This is a genomic window from Aquimarina sp. AU119, assembly GCF_900312735.1.
In the GTDB taxonomy this organism is placed as follows: Bacteria; Bacteroidota; Bacteroidia; order Flavobacteriales; family Flavobacteriaceae; genus Aquimarina; species Aquimarina algiphila.
Window position 1 is genome coordinate 321,001 of record NZ_OMPF01000024.1, and the last position, 20,531, is coordinate 341,531.

The 20,531-nt window shown below is 30.5% G+C and carries 23 protein-coding genes; 8 read left to right on the forward strand and 15 right to left on the reverse strand.

The features are described 5' to 3' along the window. Window positions 1-2: 2 nt before the first annotated feature. Together DK442_RS22855 and DK442_RS22860 are read right to left on the reverse strand one after the other, a co-directional pair. Window positions 3-1,943 (reverse strand): sensor histidine kinase, encoded by a 1,941-nt coding sequence (locus DK442_RS22855; RefSeq protein WP_160114311.1) that lies wholly within the window; start codon window positions 1,941-1,943, stop codon window positions 3-5. 317 nt (window positions 1,944-2,260) lie between these two features. Further along, window positions 2,261-2,989, reverse strand: a complete 729-nt coding sequence (locus tag DK442_RS22860; RefSeq protein WP_109438231.1) for a hypothetical protein — start codon at window positions 2,987-2,989, stop codon at window positions 2,261-2,263. A gap of 359 nt (window positions 2,990-3,348) precedes the next feature. Here DK442_RS22860 and DK442_RS22865 point away from each other — a divergent pair, with 359 nt between their 5' ends. Next, entirely contained in the window at window positions 3,349-4,647 is a 1,299-nt protein-coding gene (locus DK442_RS22865) for a cytochrome ubiquinol oxidase subunit I (RefSeq protein WP_109438232.1), read from the forward strand. Window positions 4,648-4,657: 10 nt separating this feature from the next. Next, on the forward strand, window positions 4,658-5,689 hold the full coding sequence (locus tag DK442_RS22870) for a cytochrome d ubiquinol oxidase subunit II (RefSeq protein WP_109438233.1): 1,032 nt from the start codon (window positions 4,658-4,660) through the stop codon (window positions 5,687-5,689). A gap of 320 nt (window positions 5,690-6,009) precedes the next feature. Here DK442_RS22870 and DK442_RS22875 read toward each other — a convergent pair whose 3' ends face one another. The 9 genes from DK442_RS22875 to DK442_RS22915 form a co-directional block, all read right to left on the reverse strand. Then, the gene (locus tag DK442_RS22875; protein WP_109438234.1) at window positions 6,010-6,384 is read right to left on the reverse strand and encodes a hypothetical protein; all 375 of its coding nucleotides are present in this window, start codon (window positions 6,382-6,384) and stop codon (window positions 6,010-6,012) included. Between the two features lie 122 nt (window positions 6,385-6,506). Then, a complete protein-coding gene (locus DK442_RS22880; RefSeq protein WP_109438235.1) occupies window positions 6,507-7,241 on the reverse strand; it encodes a DNA/RNA non-specific endonuclease in 735 nt (244 codons plus the stop codon). A gap of 124 nt (window positions 7,242-7,365) precedes the next feature. Further along, window positions 7,366-7,860 (reverse strand): hypothetical protein, encoded by a 495-nt coding sequence (locus DK442_RS22885; RefSeq protein ID WP_160114312.1) that lies wholly within the window; start codon window positions 7,858-7,860, stop codon window positions 7,366-7,368. A gap of 7 nt (window positions 7,861-7,867) precedes the next feature. Then, window positions 7,868-8,338: a hypothetical protein gene (locus DK442_RS22890; RefSeq protein ID WP_109438237.1), complete on the reverse strand. Its 471-nt coding sequence runs from the start codon at window positions 8,336-8,338 to the stop codon at window positions 7,868-7,870. A 152-nt stretch (window positions 8,339-8,490) separates the two neighbouring features. Then, entirely contained in the window at window positions 8,491-9,027 is a 537-nt protein-coding gene (locus DK442_RS22895; protein ID WP_109438238.1) for a hypothetical protein, read from the reverse strand. 11 nt (window positions 9,028-9,038) lie between these two features. After that, window positions 9,039-9,341, reverse strand: a complete 303-nt coding sequence (locus DK442_RS22900; protein WP_109438239.1) for a hypothetical protein — start codon at window positions 9,339-9,341, stop codon at window positions 9,039-9,041. 6 nt (window positions 9,342-9,347) lie between these two features. Further along, a complete protein-coding gene (locus DK442_RS22905) occupies window positions 9,348-10,247 on the reverse strand; it encodes a hypothetical protein (protein WP_160114313.1) in 900 nt (299 codons plus the stop codon). Further along, window positions 10,244-10,618 carry a hypothetical protein gene (locus DK442_RS22910; RefSeq protein ID WP_109438241.1) on the reverse strand — a complete coding sequence of 125 codons (375 nt, stop codon included), beginning with the start codon at window positions 10,616-10,618 and terminating at the stop codon, window positions 10,244-10,246. The genes DK442_RS22905 and DK442_RS22910 overlap by 4 nt, the downstream gene beginning before the upstream one ends. A gap of 408 nt (window positions 10,619-11,026) precedes the next feature. After that, window positions 11,027-11,797, reverse strand: a complete 771-nt coding sequence (locus DK442_RS22915) for a hypothetical protein (RefSeq protein WP_109438242.1) — start codon at window positions 11,795-11,797, stop codon at window positions 11,027-11,029. A gap of 432 nt (window positions 11,798-12,229) precedes the next feature. Here DK442_RS22915 and DK442_RS22920 point away from each other — a divergent pair, with 432 nt between their 5' ends. Then, entirely contained in the window at window positions 12,230-12,439 is a 210-nt protein-coding gene (locus DK442_RS22920; RefSeq protein ID WP_109438243.1) for a hypothetical protein, read from the forward strand. A gap of 54 nt (window positions 12,440-12,493) precedes the next feature. Further along, entirely contained in the window at window positions 12,494-12,712 is a 219-nt protein-coding gene (locus DK442_RS22925; protein ID WP_109438244.1) for a hypothetical protein, read from the forward strand. A gap of 384 nt (window positions 12,713-13,096) precedes the next feature. Here DK442_RS22925 and DK442_RS22930 read toward each other — a convergent pair whose 3' ends face one another. The 4 genes from DK442_RS22930 to DK442_RS22945 all read right to left on the reverse strand — a co-directional run bounded on the left by DK442_RS22930 (window position 13,097) and on the right by DK442_RS22945 (window position 15,645). Then, a complete protein-coding gene (locus tag DK442_RS22930) occupies window positions 13,097-13,876 on the reverse strand; it encodes a hypothetical protein (RefSeq protein ID WP_109438245.1) in 780 nt (259 codons plus the stop codon). Window positions 13,877-14,188: 312 nt separating this feature from the next. Then, window positions 14,189-14,593: a hypothetical protein gene (locus DK442_RS22935; RefSeq protein ID WP_109438246.1), complete on the reverse strand. Its 405-nt coding sequence runs from the start codon at window positions 14,591-14,593 to the stop codon at window positions 14,189-14,191. Between the two features lie 162 nt (window positions 14,594-14,755). Then, on the reverse strand, window positions 14,756-14,968 hold the full coding sequence (locus DK442_RS22940) for a hypothetical protein (protein ID WP_109438247.1): 213 nt from the start codon (window positions 14,966-14,968) through the stop codon (window positions 14,756-14,758). 71 nt (window positions 14,969-15,039) lie between these two features. Then, window positions 15,040-15,645 (reverse strand): hypothetical protein, encoded by a 606-nt coding sequence (locus DK442_RS22945; RefSeq protein WP_109438248.1) that lies wholly within the window; start codon window positions 15,643-15,645, stop codon window positions 15,040-15,042. Window positions 15,646-16,398: 753 nt separating this feature from the next. On the opposite strand from DK442_RS22945, the gene DK442_RS22950 reads away from it, so the two are divergent. The 4 genes from DK442_RS22950 to DK442_RS22965 all read left to right on the forward strand — a co-directional run bounded on the left by DK442_RS22950 (window position 16,399) and on the right by DK442_RS22965 (window position 20,382). Continuing rightward, complete coding sequence (locus tag DK442_RS22950) at window positions 16,399-17,364, forward strand: hypothetical protein (RefSeq protein ID WP_109438249.1); 966 nt, start codon at window positions 16,399-16,401, stop codon at window positions 17,362-17,364. Between the two features lie 91 nt (window positions 17,365-17,455). Next, entirely contained in the window at window positions 17,456-18,313 is an 858-nt protein-coding gene (locus DK442_RS22955; RefSeq protein ID WP_109438250.1) for a caspase family protein, read from the forward strand. A gap of 77 nt (window positions 18,314-18,390) precedes the next feature. Beyond that, window positions 18,391-19,224 (forward strand): hypothetical protein, encoded by an 834-nt coding sequence (locus DK442_RS22960; protein WP_109438251.1) that lies wholly within the window; start codon window positions 18,391-18,393, stop codon window positions 19,222-19,224. A gap of 174 nt (window positions 19,225-19,398) precedes the next feature. Further along, a complete protein-coding gene (locus tag DK442_RS22965; RefSeq protein WP_109438252.1) occupies window positions 19,399-20,382 on the forward strand; it encodes a hypothetical protein in 984 nt (327 codons plus the stop codon). Window positions 20,383-20,531 lie beyond the last annotated feature (149 nt).

Consider the following 20,531-nt stretch of genomic DNA (forward strand, 5'->3'; position numbering starts at 1 on the left):
TTTTAAATTTTATCAAGATATATTTCTATGTTGAAGGAAGTTCCTTCAGCACTTGAATGAATATCTAAGTTAGCATTTAAGAGACTGACTCTTGATTTTATATTCTGCAATCCTATTCCGTGACTTTTTACATCAGGATCAAATCCAATTCCATTGTCTTCAACAGTAATATGAAGTTTGTTTTCATAACTATTGATTTGTATCAAAGCTTCGGTAGCATTAGCATGTTTTATGATATTATTTGTGAGTTCCTGTATGATTCTGTAAATAACAGTTTCTTTTTCCTTTTCAAGTTTGAATTGTTTTCCAAAATATTGAAAGCTTGTATTTAAAGGATTAGAAGAATTGATTCTATCACAAAATTGTTGTATTACTTCGACCAGATTAAAATTTAACAAGGAAGAAGGAGCTAGATTATGCGAAATTCTACGTACTTGCTCTACTGTATTATCAAGCATTTGAATAGCCTCATGATGTATGATTTTTTCTTTTTCATTTAACTTAGAAGGTGCTATAGAGGTAATTTTATATTTAATTGCAGATAAATCACCATTAATACCATCATGTAAGTCTTGAGCTAATCGATTACGTTCTTTTTCCTCCCCATCAATAAGTGATTCGAGTTTAATTACTTCCTGTTGATGTTGTAAGGTTATGATCTCATTATTCTTTATTTTCTGACGTTGTCTATAGATAAAAAGTAGCAAAATGAACCCTAGTATTGCAGATAGTATTGATAGCGTTAAATAAATTTGATGTTTTTCTTTTTTTAGTAACTCATTTTCTTGTGTTTGGATTCTAAAGTTCTGATTTACAATTTCCTCATTCTTTTTGGCTAGCTGATATTTCTGATCCAAATCATAGGCAGTATAGATGTGTTGCCTGGTATTAATCTTTTCTTTTATTTTAAAGTATTGATTTTGTTCATGATAACTTTTTTCAAAATCTTTGACTTCTGCCCAATACAATGATGATAATTGATGAAAGGTTTGTTTTAAATTAAGATCACTGATATTTGGGATTAGTAAATGTAATTTTTCTATAAGTACACGTGCTTCTTTCCATTTTTTTTCATGAACACTATACTTCAATTTTGCTAAATAAAAATCGAATAAGGTACTGTTAGTTATTTTTTTGTTTTTGATATCGGTGACATCTAATACTGGTATCTTATGAGGTTTTCCTATTTGTCCATTCAATTTGAAAAGTAAAACCTCTATTTGTACCTTATAGTTGGGTAAATCTTTATTTTTAATTAGATCTAAAGCTTTATAGGCATATAATTTAACTTCTTGATATTGCTTTAGAGCAAGTAAAATATTTCCTTTTAAAATATAAGCTTTACAGGTAGCGATAGTAAGGTTACGTGGATCTTTAGAAAAATAATGAAGTGATTCATTGATGTAGTTTAATGCCTTTTTCAGATCATTAACTTTATAAAAGTTTTCAGTTAAGATTAAATAAGAGACTCCTAATTGAAAATAATTATCTTCTTCAATTAAGCCTATTCTTTTAAAAGAATAATGTAATGAAGAATCAATTCTTCCTGCTACTGAATGAGATGCTTCTTTTTCATTATAAAAATATCGTAAACTTCCTTTAGATACGGTATCTGATATGTACAATCTATTAATTTTGTTTAAGGTATAAAAACAAGAGTCTAATTTACCTTCATCTCTCAGTGTTTTGGCGAGATATGAATTTGATTTTATCAATTCACTATAATGGTGATATTTTTCATAAATAGAAATGCCTTTTTTCACATTAATTTTGGCATTACGAATGTCTCGCTTAAATCTATAGAGTGTCGTTTTTGCATCGTAAGCAATAGCCATATAAATACTATCCTTATTCTTGATGCCGTAAAGCTCCATACTATCTGTTATTTCCAAAGCTTTTTCATAATCAGATTGATCTAATGACTTTCGTAATTGATATTCCATTCTTTTTTTTGAGGTAGAAGTGTCAGTATTGTTTATATGTTGCGCAGATATTGTGTTAAAATTTAATAACACAAACGTCCAATATATATGAATATAACTCAGTCTCATTATCAATATAATTAGCTGACAAAATAGTAGGGGTTACATTAAAGATACATATCTTCTTATCCAATTAAATCCTATTTGCTAGAGGATTTTACCCCTTTTTGTGAAAAGAGATAGAGATTTTTAAGGTATAGTTAAATGTAGAAGAATTAAACGACCTGTTTTTTTAAAATAAACAGGCCGTAAAAAAGGTTTTGGAATCAATTTTATGATTAGAAATTAACACGAGAATAACTGAGGCCTTCTGCATGGTAATAATCCCACCCTGTTTCAGTTTGATTGTCCATCCATAAATTTGGATTTGATAACAAGAATGCGCCATTACTATCAGATGTTGCAGGTACAGTTTGGTCAGATTTCCATATTGCGACGTCAAATGACTTGACAAACCAATTATTAGTACCTCTTAATCTAAGATGCGCTTCATCTACTTCTATCCAGGATATAGCAGTATTATTAAACTGAAGATCGAAAAGATAAACATCGACTTGATCTGTATTTCTATCATCACCATTATCCAACGCTAAATATCTAGTGATGCGTCTTCCCTGGTCATGAACAAATTCTACTTTGGCCATTACATCACCGTTAGTATCATGATTAGGTTGCGACCCAGTATGAGTAATTATTTCATATACTACATGAGTACTTACTCCCTTATTTTGATTAGCATTTTTACTAACATATTCTTTAACCTTTTTTTTCCACTTGAGCTCGTTTTCTTCTTTACTTAGGTTTTTATCAAAACTCATATGAAGTAAAGGTTGTTGGATTTCTTCATTCTTAATATCCAAAACTTGATCATGATTACCGGTTTCACTTGTAAATTCTTCTTCATTAAACTCAACGATTTCTGTCTTTACTCCTTCTTTTTCGCAAGCAATAAATACGATTCCTAACAGTATTGCTAAAATTGACATTTTAAAAATTGATTTTTTCATAATAAATAGTTTTAAGATTTCCCTACTCTTTTGATATGGGTTTTCAGATTCCCCCTTACATACAAATTTGTGTTTGCTAAATTACTGTTGTTCAGCGCTTTGTTTGTGAGTGTAAAACCTAGGATTTAAAATCTAGGGTTTTCCCTAGGTTGGTAAAAAGGATATGGATAAAAGTTTATGGATTTTGGGGTAAAACAACAGCTTTTTTTCTTTAAAAAACCGTGTTTAGATCGTATCTTTATAGCATAAAAGAAACTTCCGGGAAAACAATCTTTTTTTAGACATATGTAACCAAGGTTACTTAGTATTATGATGTCTAAGAGTATATTTATACAATAAAAAGATTAAAAAAATAATCTATGGAAAACCTTGATGCTGCAAGACTTCAAATGGCATTTACTCTTATATTTCACATTGTTTTTGCTTGTATTGGTATGGTAATGCCTTTTTTTATGGTCGTATCCCATTATAAATGGTTAAAAACTAAAGATAAAATCTACTTAACGTTGACTAAAGCATGGCAAAAAGGAGTTGCCATATTTTTTGTAACCGGTGCCGTTTCAGGAACAGCTTTATCATTTGAATTGGGATTGCTGTGGCCAGAATTTATGAAACATGCAGGACCAATTATCGGAATGCCTTTTTCGTTAGAAGGAGCAGCTTTTTTTGTAGAAGCACTGGCATTGGGTTTTTATTTATATGGATGGAATAAATTACCGGAGAAATTTCACTGGTTTACTGGTGTTATTATAGGAATATCTGGAGTAGCTTCAGGAATTTTGGTGGTAGCGGCTAATGGATGGATGAACGCACCAAGTGGATTTGATTATATAGATGGCGAATTTTTGAATATTGATCCTATTAAGGCGATGCTTAACCCCGCATGGTTTACTCAAGCATTGCATATGACTCTTGCAGCGTTTACGGCAACAGGTTTTGCAGTAGCTGGTATTCATGCTTATCAGGTGTATAAGGGGAGAAGAGTAGAATTGCATAAAAAAGCATTTAAGATAGCAATTACATTTGGAGCAATAGCTGCAATATTACAACCAATAAGTGGTGATATCTCTGCAAAAGATATTGCAGAACGACAACCTGTAAAATTAGCAGCCATGGAAGCTCATTATAATACCGAAAAAGGAGCTCCTTTATATATTGGCGGAATAGTAGATACAGAACACCAAGAAGTAAAGTATAAGATCGCAATCCCAGGGATGTTATCTTTTCTGGCTTTTGGAGATTTTGATGCAGAGGTAAAGGGATTGAATGATTTTCCTGAAGATGAACGACCAAATGTTAGTATAGTACATTATGCTTTTCAGGTTATGGTGGGTATAGGAACGTTGTTATTGTTTGCTGGGGTTTTATATTTTGTTTCTTTGAAGAAAAAAAAATGGTTTACTACCAATAAATACTGGTTACTTTTTGTGATGCTGGCTCCTATGGGATTCATTGCACTGGAAGCGGGGTGGATTGTAACCGAAGTAGGAAGACAACCCTGGATTATTCATAAAGTAATGCGAACAAAAGACGCAGTCACTCCTATGCCTGGTATAGTTTTTAGCTTCTATACTTATGTCGCAGTATATACAATTTTATCAGTAGCGGTAACCTGGTTAATGCTACGTCAAATAAGAGTTCTTAATTCCTCAAACTAAACCTATAAATATGTTATATGTCGTTTTGTTTTTCTTGATATTTTCATTGTATCTCTATGTAGTTCTTGGTGGTGCTGATTATGGAGCCGGTATTGTAGAGCTTTTTTCTTCTGAAGAAAATCAAAAAATTACTAAGAAAACTATCTATCGTGTAATGGGGCCTGTATGGGAAGCAAACCATATATGGATCATTATTCTGATTGTGATTTTATGGGTAGCATTTCCTGTTTACTATAATATCATGGTTGTCAACCTACATATCCCATTAACCATTGTATTGTTAGGAGTTACACTAAGAGGAGTAGCATTTGTTTTTAGACATTATGATGCGGTAATTGATAATTCGCAGAAATTATATGATACCATGTTTAAGATTTCTAGTCTTATCACTCCCATCTTTTTAGGGATGGTCTTTGGTGGACTGATAAGTGGTAAAATAAAAGTAGTAGATGATGTTACTACCTTAACTTTTTATGAGGCTTTTGTAGCGCCCTGGTTTAATGTATTTAGCATCTTAATAGGGTTGTTTTTTGCATCTCTCTGTGCGTTTTTATCTTCGGTTTTATTAATCGGAGAATCAGAAAAAGCAAATATTTATATCAGAAAAGCGGGAATTGCTACGATCATTGTTTTTGCAATTGGGTTGCTGACTTTTATATATGGATACAGTTACGATTATATCTTTGTACATGATTTTATTAAAAATCCGTATTCAATAACGGCGATGTTATTTTCTGGACTATTATTAATACCTCTTTGGATTACTATTAAAAAAGGAAGAAGAATATTAAGTCGTTTTTTTGCTGGTCTCCAGGTATTTTTAATTTTGTTGGCAGCATTATTAGCTCATTTTCCCGGAATTATTCTTTTGGATGAAGGGAGCGTTAGTATATTAGAAAATATAGCTCCGGATAGCGTAATAAAAGTTTTAGGAATAACACTTATCATTGGTGGTACTGTGATTTTACCAGGATTATTTCATTTACTAAAATCCTTCAAAATGATAAAAATTTTAGAACAAAATAACAATCCGTCTATATAATTTTAAAGTTATTATCCGTCACACGTAATTTTGAAAAAAGATAATTATGTTTTCTCGAGAGATAAACAAATTCTTTTTCTCTCGAAGTACTTTTTTGCTAGCATAAAAGCTTAAAATATATTTAGAAATTATATTTTCCTGTAAAAAGGCAGAGCTATCTCATTAGTATGCAAAATCATTTTCTCATGTAGGGTAGAGAGGATTCGAACTTCCGATCTCTGGTCCCTAGATTACTATATTTAAACTGATTATCAATTATTTAACTTTGTAAAATATAAAAATGATATACTCTACATTGAGATATTGAAAGAATATTACATTCATCCCTTAGTTATTAGTACACCCCAGGTAAAAACCCCTATACCTAAATAAAACCCAATAACAGTGAGCCCATAGAATAACTGAGGAAATCGTCTGACACCTTTATTATTTCCTCTTATAATCTTTCTTGTTGCTATATCCTGATACCAAATACCGCACCCTATAGATATTAATAAACTAATCCAAGAAAATTTTAATTGCCAATTTGCAACGTTCATTATCGAAATAGTCTCTTGTACGCCAATTATATCTCTATAGAATACTATTGGAAGAATTAAAGACGCAACTGCCATTTGAGTAATATACTTAATGATCGACCTGAATTCAGACATCATCCTTATATATTGTTTTTTTTCATTTTCACCATTGTTCATAATAGCACAAGATATGAGAGGGTTAGTACTTAACTTTGCAGTACATACTAAGCTGAAATTCTAGAGGAATTTTCAGAGTATGTAAAACAAGTATTTACTTATTGCCATTGTTAGGCACGATTTTAATAATTCCACATTGCTATGGGGTTTTTTTTCTGTTCGTGCATATCTCCACCGCTAATTCTGTCCCAAAATCGGCCTCCCACGATTTGTTCAGCGTCATATGTGACAACTAAATAATCTTCTAGATTTCCGTCCAATTCTTTATTCTCCATTTCAAAAGTCCAAAGTTTTAGTTTACCTCTTTTATCTTCTGCTAATACACTCTTAATAAATGCGTGAGGAATAGGAATATCTATTCCGTAATCATCATTTTTATCTCCAATTGTTTCAATCAATCTATCAAAATAAAATACAGGGCAGGTTAGAACATAAGTTTCTAATATCTCATCTTGATTATTCAATGTTCTGGTTGCTTCTTCCAAATTTTTCCAAATTCTTCTATTAAAATTTGGTTTTTGTGGAGACATATTTGACATTAAAAAAGTTTCACTATTTTGAATTTCCAAAATGTTGCTATTAGCACTTGCGACTAAGTGTCCTCGATCGTATCCGCTTCCTACATAGGGGTTTAAACCAGCTCGAAATCTTTCTGGTATTCTTGTATCTGCACGAAAGTTATTCATTCTTTCTACTTCACTAAGAAGATAATCATTTCGGTTTATTATTTCTAAAGCCCATTTTGCTTGTCTGAAATACCAAGAATAGCCTATTGTAAAATATCTGCCTATTAAAATTTCGTCGCAAACTGGCGCTCCATATCTAAGTTCTCTTTGAATGTGAAATGGATTGTTCATATCTGTTTTGTTTTTAGATTATTAATTATAATTCGGTTACTGAAATTGTGCCTAACTGTTTGTACAAAAAGCAGCGAAGCTATCCGTAGGATGTTATTTACTATACGCTTAGTTAGGCAAAGTTTTATTGATTGATTTTTATTGTTTCAATTTCTTTCTTGAATTTTTCTAAATTCTTTATTTCTAATTCATTTAAGTTTTCAAGTTTTAATTTGTTTTGACCGAGTTTTTTCAAAACTAAAAAATCGTTTAAATCAGATAAAGAAATGTTGTCTTTTCTAAGGCTCATAAAATCATCAATTTCTTTGTTTGTGAACCCTGGAGATTTTGGAGGGTTATTCAAAGAGATAACAATCCCTTTGCTAATATTAAGATTTGAACTTTTAATTGAATCAAAATAGGTTGAATATGTAGGGTGAATATTATGATCTGCTTTGATTTTATCTATAGTATTAGAAAATATTACCATTGATTCGATATCTCCTTTTTCTTTGGCCTTTGCTATTAATTCCGAGAGCACAAAGCAAGTTGTATTAATATCGGATTGGTCAATATTTTGGGAGTTTAAATACATCGTATTCATTATGAATAATGTAATAATTAGAAGATGTGTTTTCATACCATAATTATTTTACTCGTCCAGGGCTTTTCTCGGGCCCATTAATTTTTATTCCTATTTTATCTGAGTCTTCAAAATTTGGAAAATCGTCTTTACTTTTAATAGTACTAATTATAAGGAATGCACCTAAAATCATCGCGACTATACCTGGTGAAGCAGTAACAAGACTGGCTGTTATTCCAGCACCTTCCAAATTTAAGGTGGTTTGTCTTTTTAAAGAATAAAAAGCAACACCTATACCTAAAAACATTAGAGCAAATCCAGAAAATAACCCCACAGAACGTTTTATCATACTTAAATGCATCTGATAGGCATACACCTTGTATTCTAAATTCAAATCCGCCTTGTTTTCAAAGACTCCTTCTTTAAACCAATTAATATTATTAATTAAAAAAAAACCTATTGCAATTAAAACTATGCTACTTGCTATAGTTAAAAACCAGGGGATGTATTTTTCCCAACTTGTTTGTTCTTTCATAATTTCAATTTTGCCTAACGGTCTAGTGTATTAGTAGTAGCGGATTTCTGTTTACAAACCTTTGGGTTTTGCACTAACCTTTGTTTTTATGTTTATACTTTCATTTTATCACTTAAAGCGCTATTATTACTTATACGACGTGTTGTAGCCAGTTATTCTTTATCTTCCAATGTTAATCTGCCAAGTATATCATAATTTTTATTTTCCAGATTGGTTTTGATCTCATCATCAATCTTCATCAATTTATCTATCAACTCACTTTGTAGCTCAATTATTTTTTTTGCTGCTTCTTCTGGTTTAGTTTCTTTCAATCCTAAAATAGGCCTAATTCTATTCGTATGAATACGGACGACTTCTCTTCTAACTCGATTGAAAGCGTTTTTTGCTGCTACAGTGCTTAACAGTTTGTCTAAGTTTGCAAATACTCTTTCAATTGCCGTTATTAAAAGTACAACGGCTCCTATTATTTGAACAATAATATCAGCATCTTTCAAAAAACCAGAAGCTATAACAATTCCACTAATTACAACTATCAATTTTAAAATTGTTGCCGTGTATTTTCTCGTTTTAGTTGTTTTATCTAAGTTTTCAACTTCAGTATCCAAGTTTACTAGCCATTCTTTGAATTTACTATTAGAGAATTCCAATTCTTTCTGTAGTCCCTTATTGATATTCAATATTTTAGTCATAGATTTATTTTTTAAGCTAACATAGGTGGTTCAATATTTATTTTTCTCTGCCATACATCACCAGATTGATTCTGAATAATGAGTTTCATATGGCCTTTCTTTTTTTCAAAAATTGAAGGGCTAGCATTAAAGAAGAACTTTTTGCCAGAAATTAATGGGAATTTTCCACATTCATCACAGGGTTTCAGTTCTGGTGGTCTCGGTGGTTGTGTAAAACATAAGATAGAGAGTTCCATTTCACTATCAGAATGTGCAATCAACGAATTTTGTTGATTTGCAAATAATCGAATATTTTCCAGTTCAACTTTCAACATACTTTATTATAATTTTATTTTTAAGCTTATTACATAAAAAGATTGCTCTTCGAAATTCTTCGTTGGATTTTCACCATTAACATAGTCTAATCCAATTTTTGCTGATTTCTTATCGTCATCAGTTTTAAAGAAGATATAGTTAAAACTTGTAGTAAAGTACTGATGCTCTGAAGTGTTTAGGCTTTGGATATTTTCACTAAAATTATAACGATATTGCCAATCAACATTGAATTCAAATCTGTTTTTTAACTTTTCATTTATAGGAAATAATAAGATGTTTGATGAAATCCTAAAATATCCACGATAGATATTACCTTCATCAATATTTTCTTCTGTTGATATTCTATTTTCATTTTCTAAACCTAAGTATGGCGTGTAAACAAATTGAAACAACTTACCAAAGTTTACAGTTGTATTAGGCAGCCAAAAATATTTCGCTTCGAGTGCTTTTCCTTTAAACAATGGCGTAAAGTATATGTTTCCTTGAAATGAAGATATGTCTTTTATATTATCATTATTGTACTTAATGGATGAGATCAATACTGGTGTCCAACCGTTCGTGGAAATATCTGAAGTTTGCCATTCAAGGGCTAGTCCTGTTTGAAAATTATCTTGTTCTTTGTCAATTAAGGTATTTCTATGATATTCTATGTATGGGGAAAGAGTAAGGACTTTTTTTGTTTTTGGTAAAACATTTATTCCTACTGCACCATTTATTAACCAAGAAGCTTCTTTTTCCTTAGGGTTTGAATAGGTTATTATTGCAGGTTCAGCTTTGTCATTTTTACTCTGGAATGACTTTCTTAATGTAACTTGATTGAAGAAACTACCTTTATTTTCTTGGGCCGTTGTGATGAAGTGATAAATATAAAATGTAATCAATAGTATAAGTTTTTGCGACTTCATATTTTTGATTTTATCAATTTGATACAATCTGATACTTTGGTGAGTTTTTCACACTCCTGCACAGTTACTGCTTTTTTGGAATCCAAATCCTTCACAATTCTTTGAAAATAAACCTTTAACGATTTTTTATGGTAGTTAGTTAGACCTAAATCGGTTTTTAAATTATGGGAGAGGGTTATAAATTCAATCTCAAATCCGCTCAAATCAGAAAGTGCTTCTTTAACTTTTCTAGTTATATACTTTTCAGGATTATCCTTTGATATAACAAGGGTAACTAGTTCAGAAAGTTTGTTTATACCACTATTATCCAAAGCTTCTTCAAACTTATTCAGTTCTTCTTTGTTGAAGGTTAGTATTATTTTCTGTTTCATTTTCTACTGGTATTATTTTCTCAATGATATTGATATAAAAAATTCAATTCAATCCCTAGTATTGGGTATTTTTAATTGGTTAAAACAATTGGATACAATTACCCTAGTAACTACATGCTAAATATGGTAGATATAAGCTATCATGACAACCATATTCTTAACTATAAATACCAATTATGACAAATGCAGGGGTGCTTAATGTATTTAAAGTTTGGGAGGGATTTCATTATCTAAAACAATAGATAACTGAATTACGTTAAAATCAAAAAAACCTCACAACAACACTTGTAAAGTATTGATTATGAGGTAATTTTTAACTAATTTATTAAAATTAGTTAATTGAAATATTAATTTAATTTTTCCTTAACAATTTAAAATAGTCCTTACTTGTAAAAAGGAATAATTAAATTAGAAACCACCGCCAAAACAATTTTCTGCAGTTAAACTGATAAAACGAGCTGGACTAACTTCCCCATCTTGAACAGCCTTAACGGAAACAACATATTCTCCTGGTTGGCTAACTTTTAATAGTGCTGTATTTGGACTTATCGGGCTTTTCTCTAAATCAGTCCCAAATACAGTTGGAGAAATAGACCATATGTAATCTGATACACAATCCACATCATTCACCCTAAGTACATTTGCTGTAGTGTTTATACAAAAATCACCATTGACAGGGTTTGACCCTAAAAAATTATCAAAAATTATTGGGCTAGGTGTGGTAAGTGGTTGAGGATTACATATACAAGGAGGATAACCTTTTGTTGGTGTTACATCGCAATCACATATACTGCCTGCAGTAGTAACATAAAAAGTATCAGTACATCCATTACCCGTTGTGAATGTTATTTCACCACAAGTGAATGATGGTTTTATTTCTATAGATACCTTCCTAGATCCACCAATTCTAGATTTCTTTTTCCAAAGGTCAGGATTATCAGGATTAAGGCTAATTATACCACGAGTTAATGATAATAATGTCAAACTAAAACTTACTACAGTACCAGGTGTTACAACTGTAGCCCCAGAGATAGAACATCTACCAGATGAACTCTTAGCATCAGATTCTTTAATTTCGATAGAAGTTAAACCTTGATCATTGGTAAGTTCATCGGCACTTTCTTTTTCGCAAGAAACAAGTAGAGTAATAATGGTTAATAAATAAATAAGTTTTTTCATTTTTTGAGGTTTTAAGTTAAACACAAAATTGTGAGTTCAGTATTTAGTGTTTTAACTCAAAAAAATGATACCCTATATTTTAAAAATTAATACCGATATATGATTGACAATGATTAAATATATAAACTAAAAGACTAAAATTTCATATTCCACTGGTTGGGTTATTTCTTCAATACTACCAATATATGCTTTACCTCTTAATCTATCTACAGTATAACAATCTAGAAACCCATTTGGTAACGATATTGCATAACTACCTCACTTTTCATCATTGCGCACTCAAACCATAGCTCTTTTACTATAGACAAATTACTACTATTGATTTTAACAAAATTTTAGAGGTAACGATTTGATACACTAATACATTAAAGGAGAATTCACAATACTATTGTCAATAGTAAATTAATTATTAACCCTTAAATATTATTAAAAATGAAAAGTTTAAGAAGTTTATCAGAATTTAAAATTCCTAAAAAAGAATTAAAATTCATTAACGGATCAGGCGGGACAAACGGTTGCTTAAAGTCATGTTCTGAAGCATGCGATATAGTTGACACATCTTCTAGATCTGACAACTTTGTGGGAGAAGGAGGCTCTGATGATTGTAAAAAAACATGTAAAGAGTTATGTGGTGTTGCATAAACTTATTCATATAGATAAGCAAATGCAGAAGTTAAAATCTTAAAATCAAAAGAAATGAAAAGAATCTTAGAAAAAAACACGAATTGGACCGAAAGGACTTTGAGTCGAAATGAACTAAAACAAATAAACGGTGGTGCGAATCATGATTGCTATGATGACTATAATAGTGATTTTAATTATTGTATTGAAACAGATGGTGTTCTTTATGGAGTTTTCACCGATTCAGATGGACAAATCTGTATTGACAAAGGCGCTGACTATTGTGCAGCTTAAACTTTGAATTTATTTTATTATGATACTCCACATGGGCTGATTCGTTTTGTAAATCTGTCCAGTGGATTATCTTACCCAGAAAATTCTTATTGAACCATTTGAAGAAATGCTCTACAGATCGAAAACCGTCATTGATTGCTAATTGTTCTATACTCCGTAGACTAAGAAATACTCTGGTAAAAGAAGCAAACGAGTATCCATTAAAATATTTACTGAGCTAATTGATAGACATAAGAATTTTGAATGTGATGATATTCTATATTACTTTAATGATAATAGTGGGGTTTGAATGTCTCAATATGTAGATTAAACTTGCCCTAATTTGGATCTTATACTATAAAAAACCTCCTGAATTTCTCCAGAAGGTTTTTTACTAAATTTTAATTAGAAACCTCCTATGCCTCCGCCATTACAATTTTCTGCAAATAAAACATACTGTTCTGTTCTCTGTCCAGCATTGTTAGATGTAACAAGTCTGACGACATATTCTCCTGGTTGTTTAATAATCACAACAGCTTCATTTCTCGATGGAAGAATTGTTGCTAGATGAGTTCCACTAGGAGTAATTGACCATGAATAACTTGAGCAAGAATCTAATGGAACTGATAAAGTATTATCAATTGTATTAGTACAAATACTATTTCCTCCTAAATTTCCTTGAACATATCCAGGAGGCACTGGAGTACCAAACCGCGAATCAATTGCTTCCGGTGCAGGAGGTGTAGTAATACAAGTACAATTATCCCCAGTACTTATATCTATAGAAGTTTCACATGTTTCACCAAAATCATTACTCAGATTCACATTAAAAGATCCACATTTAAAATTTGATCCGAAAAATATCCTGGCTGTTATATTTCCGCTAGCGTCAGGTGCAGTAACACCGGCAAACCTCCAAATGCTACTATCATCTGTATCAAGCCTGAGAGTACCTCCATAGACTTGGGTATTCCTGATTATATATGTTTCAAACGTATTGGGCTGTACAATTGTAGGTCCAGAAATAAAACAATTAGATGAATTCTTTTGAATAAAGTTTTCTGAGCCATTTGCTTTAAGATAAATAGTAGTTAAATTTTGATCATTTGTAAGTTCATCGTTACTATCTTTTTCACACGAAATGAATAGAGTAGTAACAAATAGTAAATAAATAAGTTTTTTCATTTTTAAGGTTTTAAGATTAATTATACTTTTTAATATTCAATTACTAGTGTATGTTCTAATACGATAAGATGTTACTCTATATTCAAAAAAATTAACACTTTTATTAAATTGATTGTCATAAAGTGTATAAACTAGAAGACTAGATTTTCGTATTCCACTGGTTCCTTTTATAGTAACGATTAAAAATGAATCCCATATTTTATTTGCTTTTCAAACTTTCAACTTACACTAAATAAATTTAAAAACCCTCTAATTAAGGTGTTAGAGGGTTTTTCTCATTTATAATCTATACAAGTTTATAAATATAGTCTGTTAAAAATATTTCGTTACACTAGCAGATAAATATGTATTTGATGGTATACCCGAATTTTGTCTAGAAGAACAAACAATTCCTACCGATGTTAATCCTGGTTCTATTTGTATATTTAAATATTCTCCCTTTGGTATTTTATGAAGTTTATATGTAGGTGGTTTGTTAGAATACTTTAGATCAATCCTTACTGTAATATCCTTTGGAGCATTCTCTGACGGAAAAGTTTGATACCTTATAGAGATATAATCAAAGTTTCCTTCATACCACGTATAACTTACAAATGAACTATTTGTTATCGTAGCGTAAAAGTGTCCCAACAATCTTTCACCATGCCTAAAACCTTTTTGCAAAGTTTCAATATCTAATTCTTTAAGCTGTGAGTAATCTAATTCCTTAGTTTCCATAAATCATAATTTAAAAGGTTAAAACAAAAAGGGCTTATCTGTTATCTATCAGAGATTTAACCAAAATTAAATTAAATATTTATGAGGATATATTTCATTCTATTGCACTATAAAATCAGTAAAAAAATACAGAAATACCTCCATTTTTTCTAGTTTTAAAGTTCACTCAAACTTATATTGAATCAACTTTTCAGAGACTACATCAAGCTTGTTTTCTATTATCGTAAAACCTTTGTCTTCAAAAGATTTCCTCAGGTCATCACTTATAGGATGTTCTACAATAACACTAACTCTTTCTTTAGGGTTTGACGATCTTATACTAACAATACGTTCAAACAAGTCAATATCTATTGACCCTTTAAAACCAAGATTCATAATAATTCCAATTAAATTTTACCCCACGTAAATCTACTAAATTTTTAAAAACCTTGAACCCAACAAACATTTCACTCTTTACAACTATTATATCTTGTTACAACTTCTATAATGTCTTGTTCCCTTAGCTTTTTTTCTTTTATCAATTCAATTAAGCTACCACAAGATTGAAAAACAATTAAACTCTGCTTTCTGAAAGATCTTAATGGACCATTAGAGTTCATAATGGTAGCAATACTGTCACCTTCTTTAATTGTATAATAGTAATATGGAATCATACCGAAATGTGAGTATGCTGTATACAATGAGCATTTACCTTTAACTAAACTCTGTAATAAAAAATATCTTTTATCCGAAACTCTAACACTGTTATAAATAACATTATTTGATTTAGAGTTAACAAACGATACTTCATCAATATCTATGGCTTTAATTTTTCTTTTTTTGGATTTCTTGTTCTCCTTATAGGATAAAATTTGATTAGAGCTGAAAGAAGAAGGTCCTGGAGCAAGGTATAATTTAAAAAGACCTTTTAAAGTATCTCCTTTTTTCAGAATAATAGTTCCATTTTCTATCCAAGTATTATACATGGTTTCATGCTTAATAATTTCTTGAGAAATTATAGAATTTAAACTTAGTAGAGTAATAATGTAGAACATTATTTGTCTTTTCTTCATCGTATATTTAGATTTTACGTTTTTTATCTTTTTTTAATCTTCTAAGGTAATGCATTTCCTCTATTCTTACAGGTATGCATAATTCTTTCACACTAGTTTTACGTCCTCTTTAAATAGTTCATGAATATATTCAGCATATATAATATCTACATGGTTCTTATTCTCTACGCAATAAAACAATAAGTGTATCCATCCATACTCTTAAAGTACTTTGTATTCGTGATGTTCATTATTCTTAACTAAGAGATAAAACAATGAAACCCCTTTATAAAAGAGGTCTCATGGGTGTGGGGTAGAGAGGATTCGAACCTCCGATCTCTGGTCCCCCAGATTACTATGTTAAAATTGATTTTCAAATAATTAACTTAACAAAATATATTTTTGTCAAACATTTGTCAAACTTTAATGTATTTACCATTCATAGTTTTTTTAAAATATTAAGTACTCCTCTACTACCTCCTAATTTATTCTTTATTTTTCTTCTAATTGCTTTAAATGAAATACGATGAAATATTTTTTTTGAGAAGTTTTTATTTTTTTCGGCCAAAGAGTTAGTCTTTAAAAATTTGAAGATATCATGAATAATAGGCAAATGTGGATAACCGTAAAAACGATAAAAAACACCATTGTATTTTTAAAGCAGAATAAATAATAATCATTTGTACACGCTTACAAGCATTTACAAATACCTAAAAAATATATAGTTACCATGGTAACTATATTCACTTGTTAGGTGCAATTACAAGATAAAACTTGAAAAATCAATTAGAAACAATATTAGTTGGGGCAATCTTAGAGTTTACCGATTCTAAAATTGACTTTATGCCAAAGTGCTTGCATTCTGCAATGTCAGTTTTTTTGGATTATGAATCTATTTTCGAAAATATCCCTAAACAAGTAGTCAAGTTATCTGAAGATTTTGCCAAAATTGATAGTAAATTGCCTATGACTGGGTTAGAAAAAGATTTATTGACCAATTTTGGAGAGGAAAATGACAAGGAAATCCAATATTTTAAAAAGAAAGGAGTATTAATATATGATGGTATCCATGCATCAGCTTTTGGACGGATGAATTATTTTTATAGATCAAAAGGTATCCGAATTTACCTTCTTGAAAATTCAAAAATAATGACTGTGAGTCCATATTCCTATATAGATCATCATGGATTCTCGTTTGTTCAAGAGAAGTTAGATAGTATAAAATTTAAAAAACTTAAAACTGAAGAGGAAATTCAAGATTTATTGGTTTATACAAAGGAAGACATCAATATAAAAGGGCCTATTAAGATAAATGAACAACTAATAAAAATGCTAACATCTATAAAAGAACCTTTCCATAGAGACTATTATCTTGAATATTTATTAACGCCGCCTGACGTGGATAAGCTATCGGCTTTTTCTGAGAAAGTTAAACGTGAATTTTGGGATGTTTGTTTGTCCAAATCCTTTAAAAAACAATGGGGTAAAGAAATGCAGGAAAATGCTATAAGCTTTTTGTCTTATATGCAAATACCACCATCACCAATTCAAATTTTAGATTTTATTAAACAAAATTCCAAAGATGGTAAATCAGATACTATTTTGGAAGAGATTGAATTGCTAAAAGATCACTTAATGAATCAAAAGGAAGATGTTTTTGAGTTTAAACCAAATATGGGAGGATTTGGAATAAACCTGAACGAAATATATAAAAGGTTTATTGCAAAGCTTAATCAATAAATAAAAAAGCACCTAACAAGTTGTATATTGCATATGCTCCCTTCGGGAAGCAAACGCATCATACAAGGAACGTTAGGTGTAATTAAGAAATATGTACGACAGAAAATATTCAGCAAACTTAATTATTAGTTGTTCTGGAAATCAAACCTCCGAAATTTTTAATACCCCTTATGGTGAAGCAAGAAGCCGGAATGGAGCGAAACTTAAGTATGTACAAAATGATTCTAACGCAATTCAAAAAGTATGGAATAAGCATAGTAGAATTAAAAACGGAACAATAATATTAAGTGAGCCAACTAAACAAGAGGTATTAAATTCAATAAATTATTTAAATGAGGTTCTTTCTGAATATCCTCAAAATCAAACTGGAATAGATTTATTTTTTGCAGGACATGGTGATACAAATGGAGATTTGGTTTTAACTGATGAAAGTATTAGCGCAAAAGAAATTTTAGATTGCATGTCTGAGCCACTAGTTAGTGATATTGGGGATAGAGGAATTTCAGTTTTTTTAGATTGTTGCCATTCAGGAGGCTTTTTGATTAACCTTGTGATAGAGGTTGAAAACAAAGAAATGAATATTCGTTTGTATGATGCAAAAATCTCGTCTCTTTACAATGAGAGATCATATGAGTTATCATTTTTGGAGTCAGGTGTATTAACGTTTACCTATTGTAATTATGGCAATGAATATGTTAAACCAGGTGAATTGAGTAAAGCGATTGAAGAACAAGATCAAAAAACAATCGCTAGATGTATTCAAGGATTAGTTGCCACTATGGCAAGTCCCGTTTCATATTTAACATGTGGTAAACAACATGCTATTGACGTTTCAAAGGGTAGATATTTTTCAATTCATGGCTTTGGTGAATTTGAACTACCTAATGACAAAAAAATTACAAGAGAACTACTTGTTGAATTATTTGAAAAAGCAAAAAGGAAATATTAAACCACACCTAAGTGCGTAACTTCCTTACGGAAAAGTTACAACACCACGCATAGAACGTTAGGTATAATTATAAAAATATGCCAGGAGCAACAGCAACAAATATTAGAAAAGCAGATTTAGCGGAAGATTTAGGGAATTTATTATTACGAAACTTTTGCGCAATTGCCCCTATATCTAAAGCAGATGACTTTGGAATAGATACGATAGCAACTTTATTAGAAATTGATTCCTCTAGTCATTTGAGAGAACTTGCTGATAAAACTTTTGGTATCCAATTTAAAGCTAAATCAGTAAGAAAGATTGAATTCCTTAAAGATTACGAATATAACTGGTTATTGAATCTGAACTATCCTTATTTCGTTGGTAGCGTTGATATTAATAATACAAAAATGGAAATCTACTCATTGCATTTAGTTAGTGCTATGCCTTCAATAAATGAAAATTGTGATGGATTAATTATATGTCTTGATGATGAAAGCGAATCGGTAAATGGGATATTGAAGTTAAATCTCGGTGACCCAATTATAACATTATCAACTGAAGATATTCAAGATAAAAAACTACTCGAAAAGAAAAGGGAAATTTTAAAAAAATGGATTTTAGGAGAATATGAAAATATAAAAGTTAGAGATATAGGGTTAACAAAAGCATTTAAATGGGAAACTAACAAAATGCCTCAACTTGATGCAGTAAATAAAATATTTACCAATTCTGAGAATAAGAATATCTATGATCAAAGCTTTGACTTTATTGACGCTACACTTACTGAATTAAAACTATTTAATGAGTCTAAAGAGCTTGATGAGAGTATCGATATTATAAATAGTATTCTCTTAAGGAAAGGAATAGAACTGTTTCTTACTAATAATTTCGATTTTAATAATTATCGAAATAAAATAAAAAACACCTAACAATGGCTATAATTAATACGGGTTTTGGTGTTTAACTCAAAGTTCTGTTATTCTTAACCAAGTCCGCCAAATCTTTTTGATTTGGCTAAGTATTTAATCGAAAGTTCACTACTTTTAATTCCCGTACTAACCATAGCCGAAACGTTGTGAGCAACCTGAAGAAACCATCGTAATTTGAAAAATTTAATTTATTATCCAAGTTTTGAACCAACCGATTTAAATTGGTTGAAGTATGCATTAATATATATCGATGATTTTTCGCCCATTGTTCCCAAAAGAGGACGAAATCAATTTTCAGACAATTATAAAAAGATATTAGATAGTACTGATTTAATAAAAATACATAAACCCGAATGGTGGCAAGGAGATAATGCGGCAACGAAAGCCCTCAAAGAGATGGAATTTATCCAAGCACATCCTGAACAGTTTAGAGATAAATTAAATTCAGTCAATATAAATAGAACTTGGAAAGACCCAGAAAATTGGAATTTCGATATTTACGAAGAAAAGTTTAATGTTCCTTTTAAACATCATTGTATCGAAAATGGATTAGGAGTTGAGTCGGATAAAGGTATCACTGTATCAAGAGAATTGGCTCAATTATATATGACTTTTTTAGCAGAAGAAATTGCTTTTGAAGAAAAAGCAATTCCAATAACAGATAACTCTAAATTTGATAGATTATCTACCTATTTAAGGGCAAAAAACCCCGAGAAAGAAGAATTATTACAATATGCGCAAACAACTATTGACATATCTATCCCAAAACATATAAGCGAAATTAATATTGATAAACTAATTGAGTTTAGAGAAGATACAGAAGTTAAAGAATTGAGAGTTTCATTCAATAAGTTACTGAATAAGTTTTATGAAAATTTAGAAAATGAATTTGACCCTAAAGATTTTTTGAATTCACTGGGCGAAACTAATACTGAATTTATAAAAAGAATGGTTCTTTTTTTCGGTGGTGCAACTGCAACTTATCTCGGAGGAATGATATTAGCAGAAAATCCTGATAATATATCAATAGCAAAACAAGTCATCCAAGGTTCTATTTTATCGATTACAGGAATAGAAGGAATAAAAAAATCTTGGTCTAAGGGAAATGATAAAAGGTCGGCTCGTAAATTCCTAAGTAAAGTGAATGAACTAAGATAAAAGGCAGCTCACAACACCGTGTATAAAACATAGCTAGTAAGTGCTAAAACGCAAGGTTTGTGCTTATTTACAAAGACCGCCAAATTTTTAATTTGGCTTTTAAAAAGAGTAAAATTAAAAACAAAATATAAAAATTCGGCTCTGTGTTA

Coding starts and splice junctions, on each gene's coding strand:
- DK442_RS22895 (WP_109438238.1), bottom strand. CDS start 9,027: ATGACTAAAATATTGAATATCAATAAGGGACTACAGAAAGAATTGGAA.
- DK442_RS22920 (WP_109438243.1), top strand. CDS start 12,230: ATGAAAAGTTTAAGAAGTTTATCAGAATTTAAAATTCCTAAAAAAGAA.
- DK442_RS22865 (WP_109438232.1), top strand. CDS start 3,349: ATGGAAAACCTTGATGCTGCAAGACTTCAAATGGCATTTACTCTTATA.
- DK442_RS22890 (WP_109438237.1), bottom strand. CDS start 8,338: ATGAAAGAACAAACAAGTTGGGAAAAATACATCCCCTGGTTTTTAACT.
- DK442_RS22940 (WP_109438247.1), bottom strand. CDS start 14,968: ATGAATCTTGGTTTTAAAGGGTCAATAGATATTGACTTGTTTGAACGT.
- DK442_RS22860 (WP_109438231.1), bottom strand. CDS start 2,989: ATGAAAAAATCAATTTTTAAAATGTCAATTTTAGCAATACTGTTAGGA.
- DK442_RS22880 (WP_109438235.1), bottom strand. CDS start 7,241: ATGAACAATCCATTTCACATTCAAAGAGAACTTAGATATGGAGCGCCA.
- DK442_RS22915 (WP_109438242.1), bottom strand. CDS start 11,797: ATGAAAAAACTTATTTATTTATTAACCATTATTACTCTACTTGTTTCT.
- DK442_RS22900 (WP_109438239.1), bottom strand. CDS start 9,341: ATGTTGAAAGTTGAACTGGAAAATATTCGATTATTTGCAAATCAACAA.
- DK442_RS22935 (WP_109438246.1), bottom strand. CDS start 14,593: ATGGAAACTAAGGAATTAGATTACTCACAGCTTAAAGAATTAGATATT.
- DK442_RS22885 (WP_160114312.1), bottom strand. CDS start 7,860: ATGAAAACACATCTTCTAATTATTACATTATTCATAATGAATACGATG.
- DK442_RS22930 (WP_109438245.1), bottom strand. CDS start 13,876: ATGAAAAAACTTATTTATTTACTATTTGTTACTACTCTATTCATTTCG.
- DK442_RS22955 (WP_109438250.1), top strand. CDS start 17,456: ATGTACGACAGAAAATATTCAGCAAACTTAATTATTAGTTGTTCTGGA.
- DK442_RS22870 (WP_109438233.1), top strand. CDS start 4,658: ATGTTATATGTCGTTTTGTTTTTCTTGATATTTTCATTGTATCTCTAT.
- DK442_RS22910 (WP_109438241.1), bottom strand. CDS start 10,618: ATGAAACAGAAAATAATACTAACCTTCAACAAAGAAGAACTGAATAAG.
- DK442_RS22925 (WP_109438244.1), top strand. CDS start 12,494: ATGAAAAGAATCTTAGAAAAAAACACGAATTGGACCGAAAGGACTTTG.
- DK442_RS22905 (WP_160114313.1), bottom strand. CDS start 10,247: ATGAAGTCGCAAAAACTTATACTATTGATTACATTTTATATTTATCAC.
- DK442_RS22875 (WP_109438234.1), bottom strand. CDS start 6,384: ATGAACAATGGTGAAAATGAAAAAAAACAATATATAAGGATGATGTCT.
- DK442_RS22945 (WP_109438248.1), bottom strand. CDS start 15,645: ATGAAGAAAAGACAAATAATGTTCTACATTATTACTCTACTAAGTTTA.
- DK442_RS22855 (WP_160114311.1), bottom strand. CDS start 1,943: ATGGAATATCAATTACGAAAGTCATTAGATCAATCTGATTATGAAAAA.
- DK442_RS22960 (WP_109438251.1), top strand. CDS start 18,391: ATGCCAGGAGCAACAGCAACAAATATTAGAAAAGCAGATTTAGCGGAA.